The sequence below is a fragment of the Caballeronia sp. GAFFF2 genome, assembly GCF_023631485.1.
Taxonomy (GTDB): domain Bacteria; phylum Pseudomonadota; class Gammaproteobacteria; order Burkholderiales; family Burkholderiaceae; genus Caballeronia.
The window spans coordinates 15130-39600 of record NZ_JALQDA010000034.1; the positions used below are offsets into that span (position 1 = coordinate 15130).

Genomic DNA, 24471 nt, shown 5'->3' on the forward strand with positions numbered 1-24471 from the left:
GAATGTCGTGTCGTGTTGGCCTTGAACGCAGCATTGCCGACACGCCGCTGTCGCTCCGAGCCGCCTTCGCTCCAACCACGCGTCGCGATGCGGACATCGTCGATTTCGAACGCAAGCCGCGTTCGCGCTCTGAGGGGCGGACTCACCGCGCGCAGGGCCTACGAGGGCTCGGCCTCTTGCGAACCGATGAGCCGAATTGCGGCCGTCGCGTCGAATGACGTCGATTCCTCATACCAAGTCGATGCCCGATTTGCCCGTTCTGTGGTTTTTATTGACAAATAGTTTGCTTTATTTTGGCTTCGTACACTTGAACCGGGCAGATCACACACATCTCGCATGCGGAGCGGACAGATGACAATGGAATCCGGATCACGTCGTAAAGCGTTGAAGTTCGGTGCGGCGACAGCCGTCGGCGCGCTGGTCGGGCCTTACGTGACCCGTAGCGCACAGGCGGCCGAACCGATCAAGCTCGGCAGCCTGCTCGACGGAACCGGTGCGCTCGGCCTCGAAGGCCGTCGCATGATTCAGGCAACCGAATTCGCCGTCAATCAGATCAACGACAAGGGCGGCCTGCTTGGGCGTCCCATCAAGCTGATTGCCTACGACACACAGAGCAGCATCCAGCTTTACACGCAGTACGCGCAGCAACTCGTCTTGCAAGACAAGGTGGACGTGATTCAGGGCGGGATTACCTCGGCGTCGCGCGAAGCCATCCGGCCGATCTTCGATCGCAGCAAAACGCTTTATTTCTACAACACGCAGTACGAAGGCGGCGTGTGCGACCGCAACGTGTTCTGTACCGGCACGACGCCCGCGCAGACGGTGAATCATATCGTCGACTACGCGATGAAGAACTGGGGCAAGAAGGTCTATATCATCGCCGCCGACTACAACTACGGTCATATCACCGCAAGCTGGATGACCAAGTTCGTGAAGGCCGCGGGCGGCTCGGTGGTCGCTACGGACTTCTTTCCGCTCGATGTCACCAATTTTTCATCGACGATCAGCCGCATTCAGGAAGCCAAGCCCGACATGGTGCTCTCGGCGCTCGTCGGCGCGAATCACGTCGGCTTCTATCGGCAATGGGCGGCGGCCGGCATGAAGTCGAAGATTCCGATCGGCGCGACCGTGTTCGGTCTCGGCGACGAACTCACCACCATGGATGCCGCGACGACCGACGGCATCATCACCTGCTTCGGGTTCTACAACAACCTCGGCACGCCCGCCGCCGATGCCTTCGTCAAAGGCATGCAGGCGAAATACGGCCCGAGTCTGACCGACCTCGGCGAACTCGATACCGCGACGTACGAGGGCATCATGCTTTGGGCGGAAGCGGTGAAGAAGGCCGGTTCCGTGGAGCAGGCGAAGGTCGTGGCGGCGCTCGAAACGGGCATCACCATCGACGGGCCTTCGGGCAAGGTCAAGATGGACCCGGCCACGCATCACACCATTCGCAACGCTTATCTCGCGCGTCCGAAGAACCAGAAGTGGGAGATCCTGCAGACTTTCAACGACCAGTTCCCGTCCGATACCGGCGGTGCGTGCGACCTCATCAAGTCGCCGCGCACCAACAAGCAGTTCACGCCGCAAGTCTGAGCGGAGTCTAAGCGATGGCAACGGATCTCGTGGGATTGCTCGCCTTCAACGTGCTGACGGGCATCGCCACGCTCGCGTTGATCACGATCGGGCTGGGCGTCATCTACGGCATGATGCGCATCATCAATCTCGCGCACGGCGAGTTCATGATGCTCGGCGCATACACGGCGGTGACGGCCAGCACGGCCGGGATCAACATCTGGATCTCGATGCTGATCCTGCCGCCCATCGTGGTCGGACTGTTCGGGCTGCTGTTCGAGCGCGTCATCATCCGCTTTCTCTATGGCCGGATGATGGACACCATGCTCGCGACCTGGGGTATCAGTCTCGGGCTGATCGGGCTCATTACGTCGATCTTCGGCAACGTCATCAAGTCGGTGCCCATGCCCGTGGGCAGTTTCTCGATCGGGCAGTATCACGTGAGCGCCTATAGCCTCGTGCTGATAGGGGTCTGCGTGGTCGTGATGGTCGCGATGCTGCTACTCCTGCGCAAGACGCGCTTCGGCCTGATCCTGCGCGCCACCATGCAGAACCCGGCGATGGCCGCGTCGCTCGGCGTGCGGCCGTCGGCGGTATACATGGCGACGTTCTCGCTGGGCGCGGCGCTCGCGGGACTCGCGGGCGGCGTGCTCTCGCCGATCTCGGGTGTATCGCCGGGCATGGGTGCCGCGTATATCGCGAAGGCATTCATCACCGTGCTGGGCGGCGGTCCGGCGATCATCGCGGGCACCGGGCTCGCGGCGGGTCTCTTCGGCTTCATCAACGAGATCGTGTCGTTTCTGTCGACGCCGGTCATCGGCGACATCGCGCTGCTTGCTTCCGCGGTGCTCCTGATCCGCATCCTGCCGCAAGGCATCACTGGTCGATTCCTGAGGCGCAGTTCATGAAATCGCTTCGTCTGGGCGGCGCGGGCGCCGTCATCATCGTCGCGCTCGTCGTCATGTTCGCGTTGCCGAAAACCATCAGTGCGTTCGGCGTGATGCAGGCCACGCTCTTCGCGGCCATGGCGGTCTACGGCTTGAGCCAGGGCTTCGTGTGGGGCTACGCCGGCATCCTCTCGTTCGGGCAGGCGGCGTTCCTCGGCATCGGCGGCTATACCTATGCCATTGCCGCCATCAATCTCGGCGACACCACCGTTTCCGCCGCGCTCGCGATCGTCGCGCCCATGCTGTTCGCGGCCTTGCTCGGCTACTTCATGTTCTTCGGGCGTATCAGCGATGCGTATATCGGCGTGATCACGCTCACCGTGTCCGTGATCCTGTTCGAGTTGATGAACTCGACTTCGGGCAGCCAGTATCACATCGGCGAAGCGGTGCTCGGCGGCTTCAACGGCATCCCCGCCATACCCGTGCTCGCGCCGCCCGGCGCGCCCGACGAGCCGCTTGATCAGATCGGCGTTTGGTATGTCGCAATGGGCACGCTCATCGTGGCGTATGCGCTCCTCAAGTGGATACTCGCGTCGCGCTTCGGCCGCGTCGTCGTGGCGATCCGCGAGAACGAAACGCGCGCCATGCTGATCGGCTACGACCCGCGCGTCTTCAAGCTGCTCGCGTTCGTGACGGGTGCGGGCATCGCGGGGGCTGCGGGCTGTCTCTTCGCCAACTGGGGCGGCTTCATCAGCCCGACCGTGTTCGCGCTCACGATGTCCGCGCAGGTCATTATCTCCGTGCTGATCGGCGGGCTCGGCACGCTCATCGGGCCGATTCTCGGCGCGGTCGCGATCCAGTATCTGATCAACGTGGCGGGCACGCAGCATGTAATCGACCCGAGCCTCGGGCTCGGCATCGTGCTCGTGGCCTTCGTGCTGCTCGTGCCGCAGGGCGTGGTGCCGGTCGTGCGCTCGGCGATGTTGCGCGTGTTCAGCTCATCGAAAGAAGTCAAGGCCGTGGCGCCCAACGCGGCGGCCAACCCGGAATCACGCCCATGAACGCGCTTCCTCCGCTTCTTCAGGCCAAGGGCGTCACCATGCGTTTCGGTGGCGTGACCGCCGTGCGCGAGGTGGACTTCTCCTTGCGCGAAGTCGAACTGCGCTGCCTGATCGGACCGAACGGCGCCGGCAAGAGCACCTTCTTCAAGATGCTCACCGGGCAGCTCAAGCCGACCGAAGGCAGCATCCACTTTCGTAACAACGACGTGACCGGCAGCAATCCGCATCAGATCGCGCGGCTGGGCGTGGGCATCAAGACGCAGGTGCCTAATGTCTTCAACGGGCTTTCGGTGCGCGAGAACGTGTTCATCGGCGCGGGACGCAGGAAGTCGATAGCGCAGGCGCGGCGCATCGTCGATGAAACCCTCACGCGGCTCAAGCTCGACAGCATTGCGGACCGTATCGTGGGCCAGCTCGCGCACGGTCAGCGTCAGTGGGTGGAGATTGCAACGGTCCTCGCGCAGCAACCCGAACTCATCCTGCTCGACGAACCCGCCGCCGGCATGAACCACGACGAAGTGCATCGCACGGCGGAGCTGATTCAGGAAATCAACCGCACGCAGGCGCTCGTGGTGGTGGAGCATGACATGCAGTTCATCCGCATGATCGCGCGCACGGTCACGGTGTTCTCGCAAGGCGCGGTGTTGGTGGAGGGTTCCGTGGATACGGTGCTCGCCGATCAGCGCGTCAAGGACGTTTATCTCGGGAGGCGCGCGGCATGAGCGACACGATTCTCTTCGAAGTCTCGCAACTCTGTTCGGGCTACGGGCGCATTCCCATTCTGAATCAGGTCAATTTCACGGTGAGGGAAGGCGAGCGCGTCGGCATTCTCGGGCATAACGGCATGGGCAAGACCACGCTTTTGCGCACGCTCACCGGCCATTTGCCGACCACGGCCGGACACGTGCGCTTCAACGGCGCGGACATCACGCATCTGTCGGCGACGGCGCGGGCGAAAGCGGGCATCGGCTATGTGCCGCAAGGGCGCGAGATCTTCCCGCAGCTTTCGGTGATGGAGAACCTGCGTGTCGGATGCTTGTTGTCGAAGCGCGCGGAAGGCGAAACCATCGAGGACATTCTCGGGCTCTTTCCGCGGCTCAAGGCTTATCTCGACCGGCCGGGCGGCGCGCTGTCGGGCGGCGAACAGCAATTGCTCGCGCTCGCGCGATGCCTGTGCGGCGGCCCGAAGATCATCCTGCTCGACGAGCCGACCGAAGGCATTCAGCCTTCGATCATCGATGAAATCATCGACACGTTGAAGAGCGTGGCCGAAGCACGCAGCCTGACCGTGCTGCTGGTCGAACAGAACCTCAACTTCATCGCGTCGCTGTCCGAGCGCATTCTGATCCTGCAGAAAGGCACGGTCACGCGCGAGATTCCGCCCGAGATCGTCACCGATCCCGCCATGCTCGACGAGTTCGCGGGCATTGCCTGACGCGCCTTCCTTCCGCCAATCCATAAGCAAGCGATCAAACATCATGACGAAAACTATCGATGTAACCGAGCTGACGGTCGAACAAGTCCAGGCCGGCTTTGCGAGCGGCGCGTTCACGTCGGAGACGCTGACGGCCGCGTTCCTCGATCGCATCGCGACCTACAACCCGCGCTACGTGGCGCTCAACTTCCTGAACCCCGCCGCGCTCGACGATGCCCGCGAGATCGACCGCCGCCGCGCCGCTGGCGAGGCTCTCGGGCCGCTCGCTGGCGTGCCGGTCGTGGTCAAGGACACGATGGACATGGCAGGCTTTCCGACGACCGGCGGCTGGACGCTGCTCTATAGCAAGACGGGCGGCGTGGACCTGATGCCTTCGACGGATTCGCCGGTCGTCGCCCGCATGCGCGCGGCGGGCTGCGTGATCCTCGGCAAGACCAACGTGCCGGTGCTGAGTGCCACCGGCTCGCACGCCAACGATAGCTGGGCGGGTCCGACGCTCAATGCCGTCGATACCGCGTTCATGCCGGGCGGCAGCAGCGCCGGCACGGCCACCGCCGTGGCGGGCAGCATGGCCGTGCTCGGTCTCGCGGAAGAAACGGGCGGTTCGATCCAGAATCCGGCGTCGGCGCAGGCGCTCGTCGGCATCAAGCCGACCTTCGCGCTCGTGCCGAATGCAGGCGTGATGCCGCTTGCGGGCAGCACGCGCGATGTCGTCGGTCCGATCGCCCGATGCGTACGCGATGCCGCGCTCACGCTCGATGTACTGGCCGGATTCTCGGCGGAAGACTTGAAGACGGTGGCGGGCGTCGGCATGAAGCCCGCTGGCGGCTATGCCGCGGGACTGCGTGAAGATGCGCTCAAGGGCAAGCGTCTAGGCTTGTACGGACCGGGATGGCGGGATCGCGCGTTGTCGGAAGAGACGCATCACTTGTACGAGCGCGCGCAGGCGGAACTCGAAGCGCGCGGTGCGGTACTCGTCGACGATCCCTTCGCCGGCAGCGGCTTCGCGGCACTCGGCATGCCCGCGCCGGGCTCCGATTACTTCGACGCGCGCGGCATGGAAAGCCTGCCCTACGACATGCAGAAGTACCTCGAACGCCTGGGACCCGGCAACGCCATCACGACATGGACGCAATTCGTCGAAGCGACGCGCGCCGAAGATCCGTTCGGCGCAACGGGTGTGCTGACCTATATGTCGAGCCTGCCCGACATGGCCGCCAATCTGCGCGATGCCGCCGCGCCGCCTGTCATCGATGCCTTCTATGCGTTGCGCGAAACCTATCTCGCCATCTTCGAAGACGTGATGACGAAGCACGCGCTCGACGGCCTCGTATTCCCGCAATTGCGCGACGCCTTGCCGCCGCGCGAGGGAACCGAGACGCTGCACGAGACCACGGTCTGCGAAATCAACATCGCCGGATTGCCCGGGGTGACCATTCCCGCCGGCTATTACGAATCGGGTTCGCCGTTCAACCTGATCTTCGTGGGACGGCGCTTCAGCGAGCCGGCGCTGCTCGCCATGGCTTACGATTACGAGGTCGCCGGACGTCATCGGCGCGTCCCCGAACTGACCGCTTGAGGAGCGCGCGAGAGACGAGGCAGTTTCCAGTAACGAGACCATGTCCGAGCACCGCTACCAAGAAATTCTCACCCGCCTTCGCGACGAGGGCCGCGTCTCGGTTACGCCGCTCGCGAAGATACTGGACGTCGCCGAGGAAACCATTCGGCGCGATCTGAAGGAACTGGAGCAAAGCGGCTTGCTGCGCCGCATCTACGGCGGCGCCGTGTTGCCACGGCTCGATGTCGAGCGGCCCGTGACCGAACGCGGCAAGGTCAATGTAAAGGGGAAGGCGCGCGTGGCGGAACTTGCGGAACCGCTCATCGAAGACGGCATGTCGGTGTTCATCGACTCGGGCACGACGACCATTGCGTTCGCGCGGCGGCTGATCGGCCGTAACGTGACGGTGACGACCAACTCCATCAACATCGCGCTCTTGCTCGGCACGAGCGTGAGCCGCGTCAACCTTACGCCGGGCATGTTGCGCGGCAAGGACAACGCGCTAGTGGGTTACGAGACGCTCGCTTATGCAAGACGCTTTTTTTACGATGCCGCGTTCATGGGCATCGCGGCGTGCGACCTGAAGCACGGCTGGATGGACTACGAGGAACACGAGTCCAATTTGCGTGGCGTGCTCAAGTCGCAGACACGTCATTCGGTGATTCTCGCGGATATCGACAAGTTCGGGCGCGAAGCTTATCTCAACACCTTTCCCATTTCCCAACCTGTCACGGTGGTGTGCGACCGCGCGCCGCCCAAGCCTTTCATGGATAAATTCGCCGAGCATGACATCACAATCATTCATGCCTGAGGCGCTCGGCGCGGGTGAACCGGGTACGCTTGCGGCCTTGCTGACGCGCTTTGCCGCGTTCGGCGGCTTGAAGACGGGCGGCGTCACGCGCCTCTGTGCGAGCGCGGCAGACGGCGCGGCGCGCGATGCCTTCGCCACGCTGCTTCGCGATGCCGGCGCGCATGTCGTCACCGATGCGGTGGGCAACCAGTTCGGCGTTTTCACCCTGACCGACGCGGCCGATGCGCCGCTCGTCATGATGGGTTCGCATCTCGACAGCCAGCCGCGCGGCGGACGCTTCGACGGTGTGCTGGGCGTGCTTGCCGCCTTCGAGGCGGGCCGCCGGCTAATGCTGGCGAAGCGCGCGGGCGCATCTTTCAACGCTAACTTCTGCGCGGTGAACTGGACGAACGAGGAGGGCGCGCGCTTTCGTCCGAGCCTGCTTGGCAGCGGCACGTTCACCGGCAAGATCGCCGTGGCCGATGCCCTCGCCAGTATCGACGACGACGGCGTGACGCTCGGCGCAGCGCTTGCCGCCATCGGTCATGACGGCGTGGATGCGACGCCGCCCGTGCCCGCGTGCTATGTCGAAATGCATGTGGAGCAAGGCGGTTTGCTCGAAGCCGAATCGGTGCCTGTCGGTGTGGTGACGCGCAACTGGGGCGCCGCGAAGATGGACGTGCGCTTCACGGGCGAGCAGGCGCACACGGGGCCCGCCAAGATGCACGCGCGGCGCGACGCGCTCTTCGCTGCGTCACAGTTGATCTGCGACGTGCGCGCCATCGCGGACGAATGGCCGGAGCGCATCCATACGTCTGTCGGCAGGCTCGTCGTGCAGCCGAACTCGCCGAACGTGGTGCCGGCGCAAACCGACTTGTCCGTGGAACTGCGCGCCGTGGATAACGCCATTCTTCGCGAAGCCGAAGCGCGCATTCTCGCGTGCATCGACGAAGCCGCGAAGCGCGCGAATGTGGGCGTGCAAATCCTGAGCCGCACGAGCCGGCCGATCCGGGAACTGCCGCCCGCAGTGGGCAATCTCGTGCGGACTTGCGCGCGCGCGGCGGGCGTGCAGAGCCGCGACATCGACACCATTTCGGGCCACGACGCGTTGAGCCTGCTCGATGTCTGCCCGACCGGGCTCATGTTCGTGCCGAGCGTGGGCGGCATCGCGCATAACGAGAACGAAGAGACGCATGGCGAGGACCTCGACACGGGCATGACCGTGCTCATGGGCGCGGCGTATCGCTTGTGTGTATCGCGCGGCGATCCGGTCGCGGCGGCCGCTTGGGAGCCTCGGCGATGAACACGACCGCGCGCGAGCGCAACCCCGCGGAAGTGGCGGCCAGAGCGGCCGAAGCGGCAATCGCCTCGATCGATGCATGGCGCGGTGGCGACGTACGCCACGAACCCGCGTTTGCGCCGGTCATGTCGCCGATGCATCGCGGCGTGTCGCATAGCGCCTGGCGCGTGCGCGTGGACGACAGCGCGACGTTCTTCATGAAAGTGGCGCACGGCGATCTGACAGAATCCATCGATACCGGCGCGTCGTTTCTTGCGGCGCGAGCGGCGGCATCGCTGGGCATCGCGCCGGCGGCGCACTACGTGAGCGAAGCACACGGCGCGACCGTCTTCGACTTTCTCGATGACGGCTGGCGCACCGCGCATCTCGACGATCTCGCACGACCCGCCACGCTCGACGCGCTCCTGCAAGCGAAGCGTGCCATCCATTCGCTGCCTGCGTTTGCGCGCACGACGAACGTTTTCGAGCGTATCGAGCATCTTGCCGAAGGCATGCCGTTGACGCCGGATCAGGTGTCATGGGTCGATCTCGCGGGCGACTTGCGCGCGGCAATCGACGCGGCCGGTGCCGACGTTCGCCCTTGCCACGCGGACGGCGTGACATCGAACGTCATGCTGCACGACGATGGCGCACTCATGCTGGTGGACTTCGACGAAGCCGCGAACACCGATCCCGCGTTCGACCTGGCCGTCACGTTGAATGAAGTGCTTGGCTTCGGACACGACTGGATGCAGGCCATCGAAATGTCGATGGGCGCCGCCTCGGAACGCATGCTCGCGCGCTGCCGCGCCTACGCGTTCGCCGACGACTTGCGCTGGGGCTTGTGGGGCATGCGCATGGACCGCGACTCGCCGCGCCGCAACGTCGAATTCCTCAAGTATGCGCAATGGCGGTTGCTGCGTTGCTCCATGGCGCTGCCGCGCTGGAACCTCGACGCCGCGCCGGCATCGATTTGAGAGGTCATGCTCATGCAGATCAAGACGATTGGCGGCGCCGCGTGCGACGCCGAGCGCGAGATGGAAGCGGTGCTTGCAAGGATCGAACCGTGGTCGGGTCGCGCGTTGCGCTATGCGCCCGTGTTGGGCGGCATCAGCAACACGAACTGGCGCGTGTGGGTCGACGGCGAAGCGCAAAGCTATTTCGTCAAGGTGCCGGGCCGGGGCACGGAGCAGTTCATCGACCGCAAGGCTGCGTTTGCCGCAAGCCGGCTCGCGGAGCAGATCGGCATTGGTCCGCGTCTCTACGACTATGCTTTCGAGCAGGGCGTGGAGATCAACGACTTCGTCGAAGGCCGCGCGACCTGCTCGAACCGCGACTTTCTGGAGCGCAACGTGCGCGCTTCGGTCATGCACGCGTATCGCACGCTGCACGGCGCGCCGCCATTGCCGCTCACGAAGACCATTTTCGATCTGATCGATGAACACGTCGCGCAAGTGCATGAAGTAGGCGGCACGCTGCCCGCCGACTTCGCGCTGATTCACGCGCGCTATCGCGAGGCGCGCGCGGCGCTGGAGGCATCGGGACTGGATATCGTGCCGTGCTTCAACGATCCCATGCCGGGCAATTTTCTGCGCGACGATGCGGGTACGATCTTGCTCATTGACTACGAATACGCATCGAATAACGACCGCTGTTATGACATCGGCGCGCTCTCCGGCGAGATGTTCTTCACGGTCGACGTGGAAGCGGAACTGGTCGAGACATACTTCGGCCGCGTGAGCAACGACGTCATGGCACGCGTCACCGTGCACAAGGCGCTCGCCGATATCAAGTGGGCCACTTGGTCCATGTTGCAGAACGAAATCTCCACGCTCGATTTCGACTACGCCAAATACGGCGCGTGGAAGTTCATGCGCGCGCGCTCGGTGATCGAGGCGCCGCATTGGCAAGACTGGTTGCGCAGCCTTTGAAGAAAGTCGTCGAGCATTTCGACCGTCCAAAAGAAAGGGCGTGCTCTCGCACGCCCTTCAAGTCGCCACGCAGCGAATCAGACTTTTGACAACCCCCTGGGACTGCAGCGCTTTATGTGATCGACGATCGCCTGAATCAGCGGCAGTCTCTTGCACAATCAATCCGTGACCAGATTAACGACCGAAAGGTCGCGGACTTGAGAAAACTTGCGAACGCCGGTTCGAAATTCAACGCTCAAGTTTCACGCATGGCGTGACGATAGCGCCACGCCCTTGAGCAACATGTCCAGATCGTCTGCGTTGAACGGCTTCGAAAGCACGGCGACACCGAGCCGTCGCGCCTGTTCGAGATGCTCCGCATAACCCGTCATCAGCGTCACGGCCTGCTTGGGGCGTTGCCGCTTGATCCATTCGACGAGGCCGATGCCATCGCAAGTTCCGGGCATCTGGATGTCGGACAGAACGAGGTCGAATTCGAGGCCTTCTTCCAGCACCTTGAGCGCGGCATCGCCGGAAGGCTCGTGGCGCGCGCTCCAGCCGAGCACATCGAGAACGGCGACGAGCCCTGCCGCCACTTCCTCGTTGTCTTCGACGAGCAGTATGGTGGACTTCGCGCCGCCCGGTTCGATGGCACCCTCGCGCTCCGCCGGCGATGCTTCCGTGACGCCCGCCGTCCAGTGCGGAACGTAGAAGAAGATTGTGGTGCCGCGCCCGACATCGGTTTCCACGCGTGCCTTGCCGCCCGCCTGTTCGGCCATGGCGAGCACTTGTGCAAGGCCGAGCCCGGTTCCGGCGCCAGCCTGCTTGGTCGTGAACAACGGCTCGAACGCGTGCTGCGCGACTTCTCGCGTCATGCCGGTGCCGCTGTCCTGGCAGGAGAATTCGACATACTCGCCGGCTTCGAGCTCGTAGCGCCCTTGGGATAACGCCACGTTCCTGCAGCGAACGATAAACGTGCCGCCTTGCGGCATCGCGTCCTTTGCATTGACCGCGATGTTGATGATCGCCGAAGTGATCTCCGACGGATCGACCTTGATCGGCCACGACGCCTCCGCCACTTCGATCTGCACGGCGACCTTGCTGCTTACAGCCGAGCGGATCAGCGCCTCGGTTTCGAGCAGCCACGCGCCGGGTAGCAGCGTCTGCATCTGCAACGGCTGTCGGCGCGCCACGCTCATGAGACGGCGCGCGAGCGCCCGCGCGCTCGTGGAGGCGCGCTCCACTGCATCGATCTCGTTCTTGACGCCGTTGTAGTTCTTGCGCCGGACGATCTCCATGTTGGCCGTCACGACCATCAGCAGATTGTTGAAGTCATGGGCGACGCTCGCGACGAGATTGCCGAGCGCGCCCATGCGCTGCATCTTGCGCGTGGCTGCTTCCGCCGAGCGGCGCCGCGACAGCTCGCGCCGCCAGTTCTGCCAGGAGGTTTCCTCCGCGCGAAGACGCCGCAGCGAAAACACGATCAGCACGCACAGACACATGCAAGGAATCAGCGCGACGGCCACGAGGGACATGTCGTCGCGCAGCCAGTTGCTGACCACATCGTCGATTGCGTAGCCGGCGGAAACGTAGACGGGGTACTGACCGGCGCGCCGGTACGCGAGCATCTTGCGGGTGCCGTCCAGCGGCGAATCGATTTTGATGATGCCCTGTTCCGCCCCTCGCGCGAACGCGGCCGCGAGAGGCTCGTGCTTCGGTGGCGGGTTCGCCAGGCGTGGCGCGGGCAGGCGGAGCAGAATGCCGCCGTCGGCGCGATAGAGGCCGACCGTCAACGCAGGCGTCTCGGCGATGAGCCGCTGATAGAACTGCAGCAAGTAGGAGCGATGCAGGGAAACGACGATGGCGCCGAGAAAGCGCCCGTCGGGAGCGGTCCGGGCGGCGAGCGTGTTCACGATATCGGTGCCCTGAACGCGGCCGCGCTCGGGCAGCGAGACATAGAGCTGCGAGGAGGTCGCGCGCGTCGCCATGAAGTCGCCGCGGTCGCCGATAGAGACGTCGGGCGTCGGGGAGAAGCGGCTGCTGACGATCAACTGGCCGTTTTTATCGACGATGGAGAGCGCGACGACCTGCGGATGATTGGCGACGAGCGCTTCGAGTTTCCTGTGCAGGCTTGCCTGTTCGCGCAGAATCTGCCGCTCGTCCGCCGTTCCGACCACGTCCTGGACGCGCGAGATGAGGTCGCGGTTCGAGTCGAGCAGATTGGTGAGTTTGCCTTCCGCGACCCACGCCAGCCGATTGAGTATCTCCGACTGCTCCGCGACCGCACGTTCGTAGGTGTAGTAGGCGTAAAGCGCCGACAGACTCAGCGGCACGACCACCGAGGCGGTCAGCGCGAGGACGAGCCGCCGGCGGGCAGCCCTGAAATTGAGCGGAGGAAACGAAACCCGGTCCGACGGGTCGGAATGTTGAGTCGCGAACTCAGTCATTAAACACCCCGGTCACGCTAAGGGGAGTCATCCGACGCCGGCACATGTTTGCGCGAAACATCGATTCAAATTCCTTGGCGGTGGCGCGCCCGCGACCTCCTCCCCGTATCACGCCTGGTTCCTAGCTGCGGATGTTCGCTCCGCTAAGCTTGCTCGCATCGTGCCGAAGGGGGCTTTGTCAGGCGAACGGGAAAGGTCTGGACGTCGTAAGACGTACCTACTATTTCATAATACTCATACGGTTGATGGTAGCACGCCTTGTTGCCGACTTAATTGCCTGTGGTTTTTTGATTGCTAGGCGGCAGCGGAATGGCCGTGGCGCTAGGCTCGGGCTCCGGTAAACTCCGCGTTCATCGTTTGGCCGGCACGGGCTCAAAAGTTGCGCAATCTGGCCGTAAACCTTGATGCGAGCCGCGCGGACAGCGAGCAGAAGTCCGCTAAACCGGCTCTTTAGCAACGAATAAGAAAGCGAGTCGTCGAGCGTCGCGTGGCGGGGTTCGGCAGGAGAGAATCGTTGGGACTGTGGTTCAAGAGGAGCGTCCGAGCAGAAAGCCCGGCATCGTGGGTCGACAGACACTCGGTGCTGGTTGCGCTCGGCGCGACACTGGCGAGCGTCATCGTGCTGATCGCCACCGTCGCGGTGCTGATCTCGAGCCGCGAGGAAGCCATCGCGAAGGCGCGCCGCACGTCGGCGAACGTCGCGGTGGCGCTCGCGCGCGACATGTCGAGAAACCTCGAAATCTACGATCTCTCGCTGCAGGCCGTCGTCGACGGCATGACGGATCCAACCATATTGAAGCTGCCGCCTGAACTGCGCCGGCAGATTCTCTTCGACCGTTCGACCACCGCCGCTTATATCAGCGGCATCTATGCGCTCGACGAACACGGCCGGATCGTGCAGGGCCGCGCGCGGCTTCTTCCGACCGTCGATCTCTCCGACCGGGATTACTTCACGGTGCATCGCGCCAATCCGAATGTCGGGCTCTTCATCTCGAAGCCGTACGCGTCGCGTCTGCGAAACGGCGCGCCATCGATTGCCCTCAGCCGGCGGATTTCCAAAGCCGATGGCAGCTTCGGCGGTGTCGCGCTCATCTCCATCAACCTCGATTACTTCCAGCAACTGGTGGATGACATCAGGCTCGGCCACGAAAGCGCGGCGACGATCGTACAGAGCGATGGCGACATCGTCGCGCGCAATCCGAAGCTGCGTCCAGGCAGCGTCAGCAGCATTCGCGGCTGGCCGATCTTCTCGAAGATGTTCGGCGTCGAGAGCGGCTCGTTCGACGCGCGCTCGCCCGTCGACAACGTCGACCGCATCATGACGTTTGCGCGCGTGCGCGGCAGCAATCTCGTGATGATGGTGGCGCTCGGAAAGGACGACGTAACCTCGGAGTGGCAGCAGCACTCGCTCATCATCGGCACGCTGGTGGTGGCCGTGGCGGGCGCGTTCACCATCGTGGTCTGGCTGCTGGTCTTCGCGGTGCGCCAGCGCGACGCGGCGCAGGCGAAGCTCGTCGAGATCGCGGACACAGACGGTCTGACCGGCGTCGCCAACCGCCGCAAGCTCGATGCGGCGCTCGACGAACTCTGGACCTCGGCGGCGCGCGAAGGTTATCCGGTCGCGCTGCTTTTCGTCGATGCCGATCGCTTCAAGGCTTACAACGACACACACGGCCACGAAGCCGGCGACCGGGCGTTGCAGTTCATCGCCGAATGTCTCGTGAAGCATGCGAGAGGACCGCACGATCTAGTCGCGCGCTACGGCGGCGAGGAGTTTGTCGTGGCGCTCGCCGACTGCACCCGCAGCCGCGCGGAGGCGGTGGCGGAGGCCATGCGTATCGACGTGGCCAATTCGAACGGCGCGCGACTTCGTCAGCAATTTCCCCCGACGACCGTGAGCATCGGCGTGGTGGTGGCTCGACCCGATAGCGGCTCGACTATCGACGACGCCATGCGCCGCGCCGACGAAGCCTTGTATGTGTCGAAGAGCGGCGGACGCAATCGCGTGACGCTCGCGGCTGTGTCCGAGAAGCGGCGCGGCGAACCGGTCGGCACCGCGCCTTGATGCCTGACGCCTGATGCTTCAAATCGATTCGCGCGAGGCCGCATGCTCGACTCGCGCGAGATGAAACGCGCGCCGCAACTCGAAGCCGAGACGTTCATATAGACCGATAGCCGCGAGATTGTCGCTGAACACGTGCAAGAACGGTGTCTCCGCGCGCGCCTCGATCTCTCGTTGCAGGATCTGCATGAGCCGCCCGGCAAGGCCTCTGCCGCGATGCGTTTCATCGACACATACGGCGCTGATCTCGACGTAACCATCTAGATGCAGGCGTTCACCGGCCATTGCAATGAGTCGCCCGTTGTCTCGCACGCCGATGTAATTGCCCGTCTCGCGGGTCCGCACGGAGAACGGCCCGGGCCGCGTTCTTCCGGCAAGATCCAGCATGTCGTCGTTATCTGCCTGGGTGAGTCGGATCACATCCAGCTTTTCGACGCTTGCGGCTTTGGGCGCTTTGCGAGTGTTCGCGACCATCTGATGAAGGATGCCGACACGCGTTATCTGCAAGGCATCGTATGACGGCAAGGGCTCCGTGGAGAGCAAGGCCACCTGCTGCCCAGGCTGCAGAAGGCGGTGAAGGGCGTCATACGCATCCGGCGTTGCGGTTGCCAGCGCGGCGAACGGCGCGACGTCGGGATGATATCGACGAGCGAGCGTGTCGCCGAGCGCGAGGTGTGCGTGTCGGGTCGTCAGCGCCTCCCAGATAGGGCGGTCGAGGTCGGCAGGTTTCGAATGGCTCATGGGCGCTCCAATGGCGTGTGATTGCTGTGCAGTCTAGACGGCCCGGGCGCACGGGGCTATAGTCGCAAATGACATTATTAGCACTATTTGCGACATGAGACTGGCAATCCTCGCGCTCGACGGCCTGTTCGACACCGGACTGACCGTGTTTCTCGATACCTTTTCGATGGCCAACGAAGTGGCCGCCGCGCAAGGGTTCGAGGCCGCGCCGTTCGAGGTGAGGCTCATCGGCATGCGCAGACGTATTCGCACCGCGCATGGCTTGTCGACTTCGGTCGAATTGGCGAGCAGCGCGCCGTCGCCAGACTGGATCGTCGTGCCCGCGCTGAACGTGAGGCAGCCGGAGCGGCTTGCCGAGGCGCTCGAACGTCGCGACACGCGCGAGGCGATCGCTTATCTGCAAGCGCGGCACGCTGCGGGCGCGGGCGTAGCGGCGGCGTGCATCGGCACGTTCATATTGGCCGAAGCCGGTTTGCTCGATCATCGCGAGGCCACGACCACATGGTCGCTTGCACCGTTTTTCCGACAGCGCTATCCGGCCGTCATGCTCGACGATTCGCGCATGGTCGTCGCATCGCAAGGCGTCGTCACGGCGGGCTCCGCAATGGGTCATCTCGATCTCGCGCTATGGTTGCTGCGTCAGGCGAGTCCCGAACTGGCGACGCGTGTCGCTCGCATGATGCTCATCGACAAGCGTGCGTCGCAGGCGGAATACATCATCCCCGATCATCTCGCGCATGCCGACCCTTTGGTCGCGCGTTTCGAGCGATGGGCGCGCGACAATCTCGCGGCGGGCTTTTCGCTTCAGGCGGCGGCGAGTGCCTTGTCGGTCGGGCCGCGCACGTTGCAGCGCCGTACCGAGTCGGTGCTCGGCAAGTCGCCGCTGGCATTCTTTCAGGACTTGCGCATAGAACGCGCGCAGCACCTCGTCGCTATCGGCTACGACATCGAGAAGATTGCAAGCGAAGTCGGCTATGCCGATACGGCGACCTTGCGCACCTTGCTGCGCCGCAGGCTCGGCCGTGGCGTGCGCGAGTTGCGCGCCGGGCGATAACGCCAGGCATCGGGCGACCACGAACATAAAACCGGGAGACGGCATTGACACAGGGACACTCGAACTGGTTCGTGCGCGCGCGGCTCAAGACGCGCCAGCTCTTGTTGCTCGCCGCGATGGAGGAAGAGGGCAACGTGCGCCGTGCCGCCGATGTCCTCGGCATGACGCAGCCAGCGGCATCGCGGCTTCTGAAGGAACTCGAAGATGTGCTGGACGTGCGTCTCTTCGATCGCACGCCGCACGGCATGCAGGCGACGCTCTACGGCGAAGTGATGATCCGTCATGCGCGCATGGTGCTGTCGAATCTCAACAAGGCGCAAGACGAGATTGCCGCCTTGCGCGCCGGTCTGGTGGGCGAAGTGCGCGTCGGCGTGATCGCGGCGGCGGCGGCCAGAATGGTTCCGCTCGCCATCGGACGCGTGAAGGCGCAGTATCCGCAACTGCAAATCTGGCTGCAGGTGGAGACTTCCGATGTCATGCTGCCGCTTCTCACGCAGGGGCAACTCGACGTGATGATCGGCCGCGTGCTCCAGCAGCACGTGCAACTGAAGCCCGCCGTGCAATACGCGCCCATCGCCGATGAACCGCTGTGCGTGGTGGTGCGCCCCGGGCATCCGCTCGAACAGACTGCGGGGCTCACCATGAGCGGTGTCGCCGACGCCGAATGGGTGCTGCATCCGCCGGGGAGTGTCTTGCGGCATCGTATCGACATGGCGTTCGCGGAGCTTGGGCTGAACCCGCCGCAGAATGTGGTCAACACCAACAACTTTCTGGCGATCTCGAGCCTTCTGTTGCAGAGCGACATGCTCGCCGTCATGCCTGATGAAGTGGCGCGGCAATACGAGCGCTTCGGCACGCTCAAGCGTCTTGCAATCGACCTGCCTTGCCGCATGGATGCATTCGGCATCATCACGCGGCAAGCGCATGCGCTCTCGCCCGCGGCGACCGTGGTGCTGCATGCGCTTCACGACGCCGCCGCCGAAGTATACGGCGTGTCCGCCGATGCCCTGAGCGCCTGACCGGGTAAGCCCGAATCGCGTTTTCCACTATATCAACATTGGTATCGGGATCGCTGAATAAGTGATTGGACCATCATGGGAGTGAGGGCTAACCTTGCCCGGGGCTCAGCCTGAGCCTTCGACCCCGGACTTCGAGCCGCGGCGCACATGATCCAATCAGGAGACAGCCATGAAACAGACCCGACGCGCGGTGCTCGGCGCAATGCTTGGTTCGGTGCTGGTACTCGCCGCGAGTGTGAATGCACACGCCGACGACAAGAAGATCACGCTCGGCTTCGCACAGGTCGGCGCGGAGAGCGCCTGGCGCACGGCCAATACGGTCTCGGTCAAGTCCGCCGCGAAAGACGCAGGCATCAACCTCAAATTCTCCGACGCCCAGCAGAAGCAGGAAAATCAGATCAAGGCCATACGCTCCTACATTGCGCAGAAGGTCGATGTGATCGCGTTCTCGCCGGTCGTCGAGTCGGGCTGGGAGCCGATTCTCATCGAAGCGAAAAACGCCAAGATTCCCGTGATCCTGACCGACCGCAACATCGACGTGAAAGACAAGTCGCTCTATGTGACGATGATCGGCTCGGACTTCCTCGAAGAAGGCCGGCGCGGCGGCAAGTGGCTGGAAGAACGCTACAAGAACGAGAAGGGGCCGATCAACATCGTCGAGTTGCAGGGCACGGTGGGATCGGCGCCGGCGAACGACCGGCGTGCGGGTCTGCTCGAAGTCATCAAGAACGATCCCAAGTTCAAGGTGATCGCCTCGCAAAGCGGCGACTTCACGCTCGCTGGCGGCAAGCAGGTCATGGAAGCCTTCGCGAAGACCTACGGCAAGCAGATCAACGTGGTCTACGCGCATAACGACGACATGGCGCTCGGCGCCATTCAGGCAATGGAGGAAGCGGGCATGAAGCCGGGCAAGGACATCACGGTCGTCTCGTTCGATGCAACCAAGGGCGGTTTCGACGCCATGGTCGCGGGCAAGATCAACGTGGACGTGGAGTGCAGTCCGCTGCTCGGCCCGCAGTTGATGACCGCGGTGAAGGATGTGGTCGCGGGCAAGGAACTGCCCAAGCGTATCGTGACCGAAGAGACCATTTTTCCGATGAGCGTTGCCGCGGCCACGCTGCCGCAGCGCAAATACTGAAGCTCGGGCGCCATCGCACGTCCATCGCGCCATCATGTGAGCGCGATGGACGACTCATTCCCTTTCCGGCGATATCCATGACCGACACACCCGTGCTCGAAACCATTGGTTTGTCCAAGTCGTTCCCCGGCGTGCGCGCACTGCACAACGTCGATTTTCGTTTGTTTCCGGGCGAGATTCATACGTTGATGGGGCAGAACGGCGCCGGCAAATCGACGCTCATCAATGTGCTGACGGGCGTCCACGAGCACGATGCAGGCGAGATCCGGCTCGGTGGCAGTCCCGTGAATTTCGCCGCGCCCATGGAAGCGGAAGCCGCCGGAATTCGCACGCTCTATCAGGAAGTGAACCTGTGTCCGAATCTCTCGGTGGCGGAGAACGTCTTCGCCGGCAGGCAGTTGAAGCGGCATGGCGCGATCGACTGGAAGAGCATCCACGTGCGGGCGCAAAAGGCGCTCGCGGACCTCAACGTTTCGGTGGACGTCACGAAATCGCTCGATACGTATCCCATCGCCGTGCAGCAGATGGTGGCGATTGCGCGTGCCTTGTCGGTCGATGCGCGCGTCCTGATCCTCGATGAACCGACCTCCAGTCTCGACGACGGCGAAGTCACGCGACTCTTCGACGTGTTGCGCAAGCTCCGCCATTCAGGTCTCGCGATTCTCTTCGTGACGCACTTTCTGGAACAGACCTACGCGGTATCGGATCGCATCACGGTCATGCGCAATGGCGAGCGCGAAGGCGAATATCTCGCGAAAGATCTTCCGGTCGAACTGCTCGTGTCGAAGATGGTGGGCCACGAACGCATGACCGAGCGCCTGAAGCGCGCGGCTTCCGAGCCGCCCGCGCAACGAGGCGCGGCTGCGCCGTTTCTCGAAATGCGCGGCGTGGGCCGTCGCGGCTTGATGAATCCCGTGGATCTCGACGTGCAGCCGGGTCAGATACTCGGGCTCGCGGGCTTGCTCGGTTCGGGGCGCACGGAAACCGCGCGGCTTCTCTTCGGCGCGGAGCGTTCCGATGCAGGCGCGACGAAGGTGTCCGGCAAGCCGGTCAAGCTGCATTCGCCGCGCGATGCGGTGCGTCAGGGCATCGGCTATTGCCCGGAGGATCGTAAGAAGGAAGGCATTGTCGCGGACCTGTCGATTCGCGAGAACATCATCCTGGCGCTTCAGGCGCGGCTCGGGCTTTGGCGCTGCATTCGGAAGGCGAAGCAACGCGAGATCGCCGATGACTATATCGAGCAGCTAGGCATCAAGGCGCGCGATGCCGAGCAGCCTATCGGTCTGCTCTCTGGCGGCAATCAGCAAAAGGTGCTGCTCGCGCGCTGGCTTGCAACGGAGCCGCGCATGCTGATTCTCGATGAACCGACGCGCGGCATAGACGTGGCCGCGAAGTTCGAGATCATGGACCGCGTGCTCGCGCTCTGCGCGAAAGGGCTCGGCATTCTCTTCATCTCGTCCGAAGTGAGCGAGGTCGTGCGCGTGAGTCACCGGATTGCGGTGTTGCGCGACCGGCGCAAGGTCGCCGAGGTCGCGGGACATACGACCTCGGAAGACGAGGTGTATCGGCTGATCGCGGGAGGATCGCAATGAACCGTATCAAAGGTGTCTTGCAGCATCCGCTCGTGTGGCCCTGCGTGACGCTCGTCGCGCTGTGTCTGCTCGATCTGGCGCATAACCCGCGGTTCCTGTCGATTGCCATGCTCGATGGCCACCTGTTCGGCGCGCCCGTCGATATCCTGAATCGCGCGGCGCCGCTCGTGCTCGTCGCGCTCGGCATGACGCTCGTGATAGCGACGCGCGGCATCGATATCTCGGTGGGCGCGATCGTCGCGATTGCCGGCGCGACGGCCGCCACGATCCTCGCCGACGATCCTTCCCGCGTGACGCTTGCCATCGCGGCGGCGCTCGCGGTCGGCGTTCTCGCGGGCATGTGGAACGGCTTGCTGGTGGCGTTCATCGGCATGCAGCCGATCATCGCGACGCTCATCCTGATGGTTGCGGGACGCGGCGTCGCGCAGTTGCTGACGGGCGGCCAGATCATCCCGATCGGCGCGCAGGCTTATTTGATGGTCGGCGGCGGCTATCTGGCGGGCGTCCCGTGTTCCGTGTGGATCGCGGCGGGCGCGCTCATCCTCACGGCGCTTCTCGTCGATCGCACCGCGCTCGGGCTTTTCATTCGGGCTATCGGCGTGAATCCGGTTGCAACCCGGCTCGTCGGCTTGCGCTCGAACGTGATCGTGTTCGGCGTGTATGCATTCTCCGGGTTGACGGCGTCCATGGCGGGCATTCTCGCCAGTTCGAACGTGCGCAGCGCCGACGGCAACAACGCCGGTCTCCTGCTCGAACTCGACGCGATTCTCGCCGTCACGCTCGGCGGCACTTCGCTGCTCGGCGGGCGCTTCAGTCTTGCAGGCACGGTGCTCGGCGCGCTCATCATCCAGACGCTCACCTACACGACTTATTCCATCGGTGTGCCGCCCGAAGCGACGCTCGTGGTGAAGGCAGCGGTGGTGCTCGTCGTCAGCGTGATTCAGTCGTCCACCGCGCGCGCCGTGCTGATGCGGCAGTTGCGACGCGTCTTTACGTCCGCTTCGAAACAGCCGCTCGCGGAGGCATCCCGATGAAAAGTTTCTTCGACCGTCTGACGGACCCGCGCATCTTGCCTATCGTCGTCACCGTCGTTCTGTTCGCGGCTCTGTTCGGCTTCGGCTCGGTGATGTACACCGGCTTCTTCTCGCTGCAAGTGCTGCTCGGCTTGCTGATCGACAACGCGTTCTTGCTGATCGTCGCCATTGGCATGACGTTCGTGATCGTGTCGGGCGGCATCGATTTGTCGGTCGGCTCGGTCGTCGCTCTGACGACGATCCTGTGCGCCGTGTTCGCCGAACGTCTGCACTGGCCGGTGTGGATCATCGTGCCGCTCGTGCTGGCCTTCGGCGCCTGCTATGGCGCGGCGATGGGCGCGCTCATCCACTTCTTCAGGCTGCAACCGTTCATCGTCACGCTGGCCGGGATGTTCCTCGCGCGCGGCGCCTGCTTTCTCATCACGACGCAATCCATCACCATCACCGATTCCACGTTCCGCGCGCTGTCCGCCTTTCATGTGGATGTCGGCGGCGCGTCGCTCACGACGGGCGCGCTGATCGCCATCGTCACGCTGATCGTGGCGATCTTCGTCGCCCACTTCACGCGCTTCGGACGCAACGTGTATGCGGTCGGCGGCAACGAACGCTCGGCGCTGCTGATGGGCTTGCCCGTCGCGCGCACCAAGGTCGGCGTCTATGCGCTCTCGGGTTTCTGCTCGGCGCTCGGCGGCGTGGTGTTCACGCTATACGTGCTCTCGGGCTACGGACTGCAAGGGCAGGGCATGGAACTCGACGCCATCGCCGCGACGGTGATCGGCGGAACCTTGCTCACGGGCGGCGTGGGCTATGTGATCGGTTCGGTGTTCGGCGTCGGCATTCTCGGCACCATCCAGACCTTGATTACCTTCGACGGCACGCTCAGTTCATGGTGGACGCGCATCGTGATCGGCGCGCTTCTGTGCGCGTTCTGTCTGCTGCAGCGAGTCATCGAACGTCATGCCGCGCGCCGTAAATCGAATGGGACGAAGCTCGGCGAAGGCATCGGATCGAAAGAGCCGCGCACGCCTTTGCCGCCCGATGCCGCGAGCAAAGCCGAACCGCTCGCGATGGTCCCCAGAACCTGAAGCACGCACATAAGCAGCACATAAGCACGCACACCCTGCCACCCTCGTCGAGAATCCGTCATGCCCAATGAAAAACGCCTGCTCCGTTCCGCTCAATGGTTCGGAACCCAGGACAAGAACGGCTTCATGTATCGAAGCTGGATGAAGAATCAGGGCATTCCGGACCACGAGTTTCAGGGCAAGCCGATTATCGGCATCTGCAATACGTGGTCGGAACTCACGCCTTGCAACGCGCATTTCAGGAAGATCGCGGAGCACGTGAAGCGCGGCGTCTTCGAGGCGGGCGGCTTTCCGGTGGAGTTTCCGGTGTTTTCCAACGGCGAATCGAATCTGCGGCCTACAGCCATGTTGACGCGCAATCTCGCCAGCATGGACGTGGAGGAATCCATTCGCGGCAATCCCGTCGATGCCGTCGTGCTGCTGGTCGGCTGCGACAAGACCACGCCCGCCTTGCTGATGGGCGCGGCGAGTTGCGACGTGCCCGCGATCGCGGTCAGCGGCGGCCCAATGCTCAACGGCAAGCATCAGGGTCGCGATATCGGTTCGGGCACCGTCGTGTGGCAACTGAGCGAGCAGGTGAAGGCGGGCAAGATCACGCTGCATGAATTCATGTCGGCGGAAGCGGGCATGTCGCGTTCGGCTGGAACCTGCAACACCATGGGGACGGCATCGACCATGGCGTGCATGGCCGAAGCGCTCGGCGTGACGCTGCCGCACAACGCGGCGATTCCCGCGGTGGATGCCAGGCGCTACGTGCTCGCGCACATGTCGGGCATGCGGATCGTGGAGATGGCGCTCGACGACTTGCGGCTCTCGAAACTCCTCACGCGGCAGGCGTTCGAAAACGCGATTCGCGTCAACGCGGCGATTGGCGGATCGACGAATGCGACCATCCATCTGAAGGCGATTGCCGGCCGTATCGGCGTGAACCTGGAACTCGACGACTGGACGCGCATCGGCCGCGGCACGCCGACGCTCGTCGACTTGCAACCGTCCGGACGCTTTCTGATGGAAGAGTTTTACTACGCGGGCGGTTTGCCCGGCGTGATCCGGCGTCTGGGCGAAGCGGCCTTGCTGCCGTATCCCGACGCGCTGACGGCCAACGGCCGCTCACTCTGGGACAACACGAAAGACGCGCCCATCCACGACGCCGAGGTGATTCGTCCACTCGACCGCCCGCTCGTAAAAGACGGCGCGCTGTGCATTTTGCGAGGCAATCTCGCGCCGAACGGCGCGGTGCTGAAGCCGTCCGCCGCGACGCCGGCGTTGCTCAAGCATCGCGGCCGGGCGGTCGTGTTCGAGAACTTCGACGATTACAAGGCGAGGATCGGCGATCCCGAATTGAACGTCACCGCCGATTCGATCCTGGTCATGAAGAACTGCGGCCCGAAGGGTTATCCGGGCATGGCCGAAGTCGGCAACATGGGCTTGCCGCCGAAGCTGTTGGCGCAGGGCGTGACCGACATGGTGCGCATCTCCGACGCCCGCATGAGCGGCACGGCTTACGGCACGGTGGTGCTGCATGTAGCGCCCGAAGCGCGCGCCGGTGGTCCGCTCGCGGTGGTGGAAGAAGGCGACTGGATCGAGATGGACTGCTTCGCGGGGCGCCTGCATTTGGACATCAGCGACGAGACGCTGAGGACGCGGCTCGCCCGCTGGGCGGAAGAACCGCGCAAAGCGGGCGAGAACACGAGCGGCTACGGCAAGCTGTACATCGATCACGTTTTGCAAGCCGATCAGGGCTGCGACTTCGACTTTCTCGTGGGATGCCGTGGCGCCGATGTTCCGCGCCATTCCCATTGAC

At 63.8% G+C, this 24471-nt stretch carries 20 protein-coding genes; 18 read left to right on the plus strand and 2 right to left on the minus strand.

The features are described from left to right. Positions 1-351 precede the first annotated feature (351 nt). The 10 genes from NCT04_RS24765 to NCT04_RS24810 are packed head-to-tail and all read left to right on the plus strand — an operon-like array spanning position 352 to position 10516. On the plus strand, positions 352-1596 hold the full coding sequence (locus tag NCT04_RS24765; protein WP_250468143.1) for an urea ABC transporter substrate-binding protein: 1245 nt from the start codon (positions 352-354) through the stop codon (positions 1594-1596). Between the two features lie 14 nt (positions 1597-1610). Next, the gene (locus tag NCT04_RS24770) at positions 1611-2483 is read left to right on the plus strand and encodes a branched-chain amino acid ABC transporter permease (protein WP_250468144.1); all 873 of its coding nucleotides are present in this window, start codon (positions 1611-1613) and stop codon (positions 2481-2483) included. After that, positions 2480-3523 carry a branched-chain amino acid ABC transporter permease gene (locus tag NCT04_RS24775; protein WP_244830230.1) on the plus strand — a complete coding sequence of 348 codons (1044 nt, stop codon included), beginning with the start codon at positions 2480-2482 and terminating at the stop codon, positions 3521-3523. The genes NCT04_RS24770 and NCT04_RS24775 overlap by 4 nt, the downstream gene beginning before the upstream one ends. Further along, a complete protein-coding gene (locus NCT04_RS24780; protein WP_244830231.1) occupies positions 3520-4245 on the plus strand; it encodes an ATP-binding cassette domain-containing protein in 726 nt (241 codons plus the stop codon). Before NCT04_RS24775 ends, NCT04_RS24780 begins: the two co-directional genes overlap by 4 nt. After that, positions 4242-4958, plus strand: coding sequence for an ABC transporter ATP-binding protein (locus tag NCT04_RS24785; protein WP_244830232.1), 717 nt, complete (start codon positions 4242-4244; stop codon positions 4956-4958). Before NCT04_RS24780 ends, NCT04_RS24785 begins: the two co-directional genes overlap by 4 nt. A gap of 43 nt (positions 4959-5001) precedes the next feature. Further along, positions 5002-6537, plus strand: a complete 1536-nt coding sequence (locus NCT04_RS24790) for an amidase (protein ID WP_250468145.1) — start codon at positions 5002-5004, stop codon at positions 6535-6537. Positions 6538-6577: 40 nt separating this feature from the next. Beyond that, positions 6578-7327, plus strand: coding sequence for a DeoR/GlpR family DNA-binding transcription regulator (locus tag NCT04_RS24795; RefSeq protein ID WP_244830234.1), 750 nt, complete (start codon positions 6578-6580; stop codon positions 7325-7327). Next, on the plus strand, positions 7302-8609 hold the full coding sequence (locus tag NCT04_RS24800; protein ID WP_250468146.1) for a Zn-dependent hydrolase: 1308 nt from the start codon (positions 7302-7304) through the stop codon (positions 8607-8609). Before NCT04_RS24795 ends, NCT04_RS24800 begins: the two co-directional genes overlap by 26 nt. Further along, complete coding sequence (locus NCT04_RS24805) at positions 8606-9562, plus strand: phosphotransferase (RefSeq protein WP_250468147.1); 957 nt, start codon at positions 8606-8608, stop codon at positions 9560-9562. The genes NCT04_RS24800 and NCT04_RS24805 overlap by 4 nt, the downstream gene beginning before the upstream one ends. Positions 9563-9574: 12 nt before the next feature. Further along, positions 9575-10516 (plus strand): choline kinase family protein, encoded by a 942-nt coding sequence (locus tag NCT04_RS24810; RefSeq protein WP_250468148.1) that lies wholly within the window; start codon positions 9575-9577, stop codon positions 10514-10516. A 242-nt stretch (positions 10517-10758) separates the two neighbouring features. Here the strand turns inward: NCT04_RS24810 and NCT04_RS24815 are convergent, their stop codons facing one another. Further along, on the minus strand, positions 10759-12942 hold the full coding sequence (locus NCT04_RS24815) for a hybrid sensor histidine kinase/response regulator family protein (protein ID WP_250468149.1): 2184 nt from the start codon (positions 12940-12942) through the stop codon (positions 10759-10761). Positions 12943-13456: 514 nt separating this feature from the next. On the opposite strand from NCT04_RS24815, the gene NCT04_RS24820 reads away from it, so the two are divergent. Then, entirely contained in the window at positions 13457-15007 is a 1551-nt protein-coding gene (locus NCT04_RS24820) for a GGDEF domain-containing protein (RefSeq protein ID WP_250468150.1), read from the plus strand. 18 nt (positions 15008-15025) lie between these two features. Here the strand turns inward: NCT04_RS24820 and NCT04_RS24825 are convergent, their stop codons facing one another. Then, positions 15026-15745 carry a GNAT family N-acetyltransferase gene (locus NCT04_RS24825; protein WP_250468151.1) on the minus strand — a complete coding sequence of 240 codons (720 nt, stop codon included), beginning with the start codon at positions 15743-15745 and terminating at the stop codon, positions 15026-15028. Positions 15746-15839: 94 nt separating this feature from the next. On the opposite strand from NCT04_RS24825, the gene NCT04_RS24830 reads away from it, so the two are divergent. The 7 genes from NCT04_RS24830 to NCT04_RS24860 all read left to right on the plus strand — a co-directional run bounded on the left by NCT04_RS24830 (position 15840) and on the right by NCT04_RS24860 (position 24470). Beyond that, a complete protein-coding gene (locus tag NCT04_RS24830; RefSeq protein WP_244830241.1) occupies positions 15840-16799 on the plus strand; it encodes a GlxA family transcriptional regulator in 960 nt (319 codons plus the stop codon). Positions 16800-16843: 44 nt separating this feature from the next. Beyond that, complete coding sequence (locus NCT04_RS24835; RefSeq protein WP_250468152.1) at positions 16844-17818, plus strand: LysR family transcriptional regulator; 975 nt, start codon at positions 16844-16846, stop codon at positions 17816-17818. Between the two features lie 202 nt (positions 17819-18020). Beyond that, entirely contained in the window at positions 18021-18956 is a 936-nt protein-coding gene (locus NCT04_RS24840) for an ABC transporter substrate-binding protein (RefSeq protein WP_370652268.1), read from the plus strand. Between the two features lie 77 nt (positions 18957-19033). Continuing rightward, positions 19034-20548, plus strand: a complete 1515-nt coding sequence (locus NCT04_RS24845) for a sugar ABC transporter ATP-binding protein (RefSeq protein WP_250468153.1) — start codon at positions 19034-19036, stop codon at positions 20546-20548. Next, a complete protein-coding gene (locus NCT04_RS24850) occupies positions 20545-21582 on the plus strand; it encodes an ABC transporter permease (RefSeq protein ID WP_250468154.1) in 1038 nt (345 codons plus the stop codon). The genes NCT04_RS24845 and NCT04_RS24850 overlap by 4 nt, the downstream gene beginning before the upstream one ends. Beyond that, on the plus strand, positions 21579-22667 hold the full coding sequence (gene yjfF / locus NCT04_RS24855; RefSeq protein WP_250468155.1) for a galactofuranose ABC transporter, permease protein YjfF: 1089 nt from the start codon (positions 21579-21581) through the stop codon (positions 22665-22667). The genes NCT04_RS24850 and yjfF overlap by 4 nt, the downstream gene beginning before the upstream one ends. Before the next feature lie 60 nt (positions 22668-22727). After that, positions 22728-24470, plus strand: coding sequence for an IlvD/Edd family dehydratase (locus tag NCT04_RS24860; RefSeq protein WP_250468156.1), 1743 nt, complete (start codon positions 22728-22730; stop codon positions 24468-24470). Position 24471 lies beyond the last annotated feature (1 nt).

Excerpts from the sequence above, each read along its gene's own strand:
- NCT04_RS24765 (WP_250468143.1), top strand. The coding sequence starts at position 352 with ATGACAATGGAATCCGGATCACGTCGTAAAGCGTTGAAGTTCGGTGCG.
- NCT04_RS24770 (WP_250468144.1), top strand. The coding sequence starts at position 1,611 with ATGGCAACGGATCTCGTGGGATTGCTCGCCTTCAACGTGCTGACGGGC.
- NCT04_RS24775 (WP_244830230.1), top strand. The coding sequence starts at position 2,480 with ATGAAATCGCTTCGTCTGGGCGGCGCGGGCGCCGTCATCATCGTCGCG.
- NCT04_RS24780 (WP_244830231.1), top strand. The coding sequence starts at position 3,520 with ATGAACGCGCTTCCTCCGCTTCTTCAGGCCAAGGGCGTCACCATGCGT.
- NCT04_RS24785 (WP_244830232.1), top strand. The coding sequence starts at position 4,242 with ATGAGCGACACGATTCTCTTCGAAGTCTCGCAACTCTGTTCGGGCTAC.
- NCT04_RS24790 (WP_250468145.1), top strand. The coding sequence starts at position 5,002 with ATGACGAAAACTATCGATGTAACCGAGCTGACGGTCGAACAAGTCCAG.
- NCT04_RS24795 (WP_244830234.1), top strand. The coding sequence starts at position 6,578 with ATGTCCGAGCACCGCTACCAAGAAATTCTCACCCGCCTTCGCGACGAG.
- NCT04_RS24800 (WP_250468146.1), top strand. The coding sequence starts at position 7,302 with ATGACATCACAATCATTCATGCCTGAGGCGCTCGGCGCGGGTGAACCG.
- NCT04_RS24805 (WP_250468147.1), top strand. The coding sequence starts at position 8,606 with ATGAACACGACCGCGCGCGAGCGCAACCCCGCGGAAGTGGCGGCCAGA.
- NCT04_RS24810 (WP_250468148.1), top strand. The coding sequence starts at position 9,575 with ATGCAGATCAAGACGATTGGCGGCGCCGCGTGCGACGCCGAGCGCGAG.
- NCT04_RS24815 (WP_250468149.1), bottom strand. The coding sequence starts at position 12,942 with ATGACTGAGTTCGCGACTCAACATTCCGACCCGTCGGACCGGGTTTCG.
- NCT04_RS24825 (WP_250468151.1), bottom strand. The coding sequence starts at position 15,745 with ATGAGCCATTCGAAACCTGCCGACCTCGACCGCCCTATCTGGGAGGCG.
- NCT04_RS24830 (WP_244830241.1), top strand. The coding sequence starts at position 15,840 with ATGAGACTGGCAATCCTCGCGCTCGACGGCCTGTTCGACACCGGACTG.
- NCT04_RS24840 (WP_370652268.1), top strand. The coding sequence starts at position 18,021 with ATGCTTGGTTCGGTGCTGGTACTCGCCGCGAGTGTGAATGCACACGCC.
- NCT04_RS24845 (WP_250468153.1), top strand. The coding sequence starts at position 19,034 with ATGACCGACACACCCGTGCTCGAAACCATTGGTTTGTCCAAGTCGTTC.
- NCT04_RS24850 (WP_250468154.1), top strand. The coding sequence starts at position 20,545 with ATGAACCGTATCAAAGGTGTCTTGCAGCATCCGCTCGTGTGGCCCTGC.
- yjfF (WP_250468155.1), top strand. The coding sequence starts at position 21,579 with ATGAAAAGTTTCTTCGACCGTCTGACGGACCCGCGCATCTTGCCTATC.
- NCT04_RS24860 (WP_250468156.1), top strand. The coding sequence starts at position 22,728 with ATGCCCAATGAAAAACGCCTGCTCCGTTCCGCTCAATGGTTCGGAACC.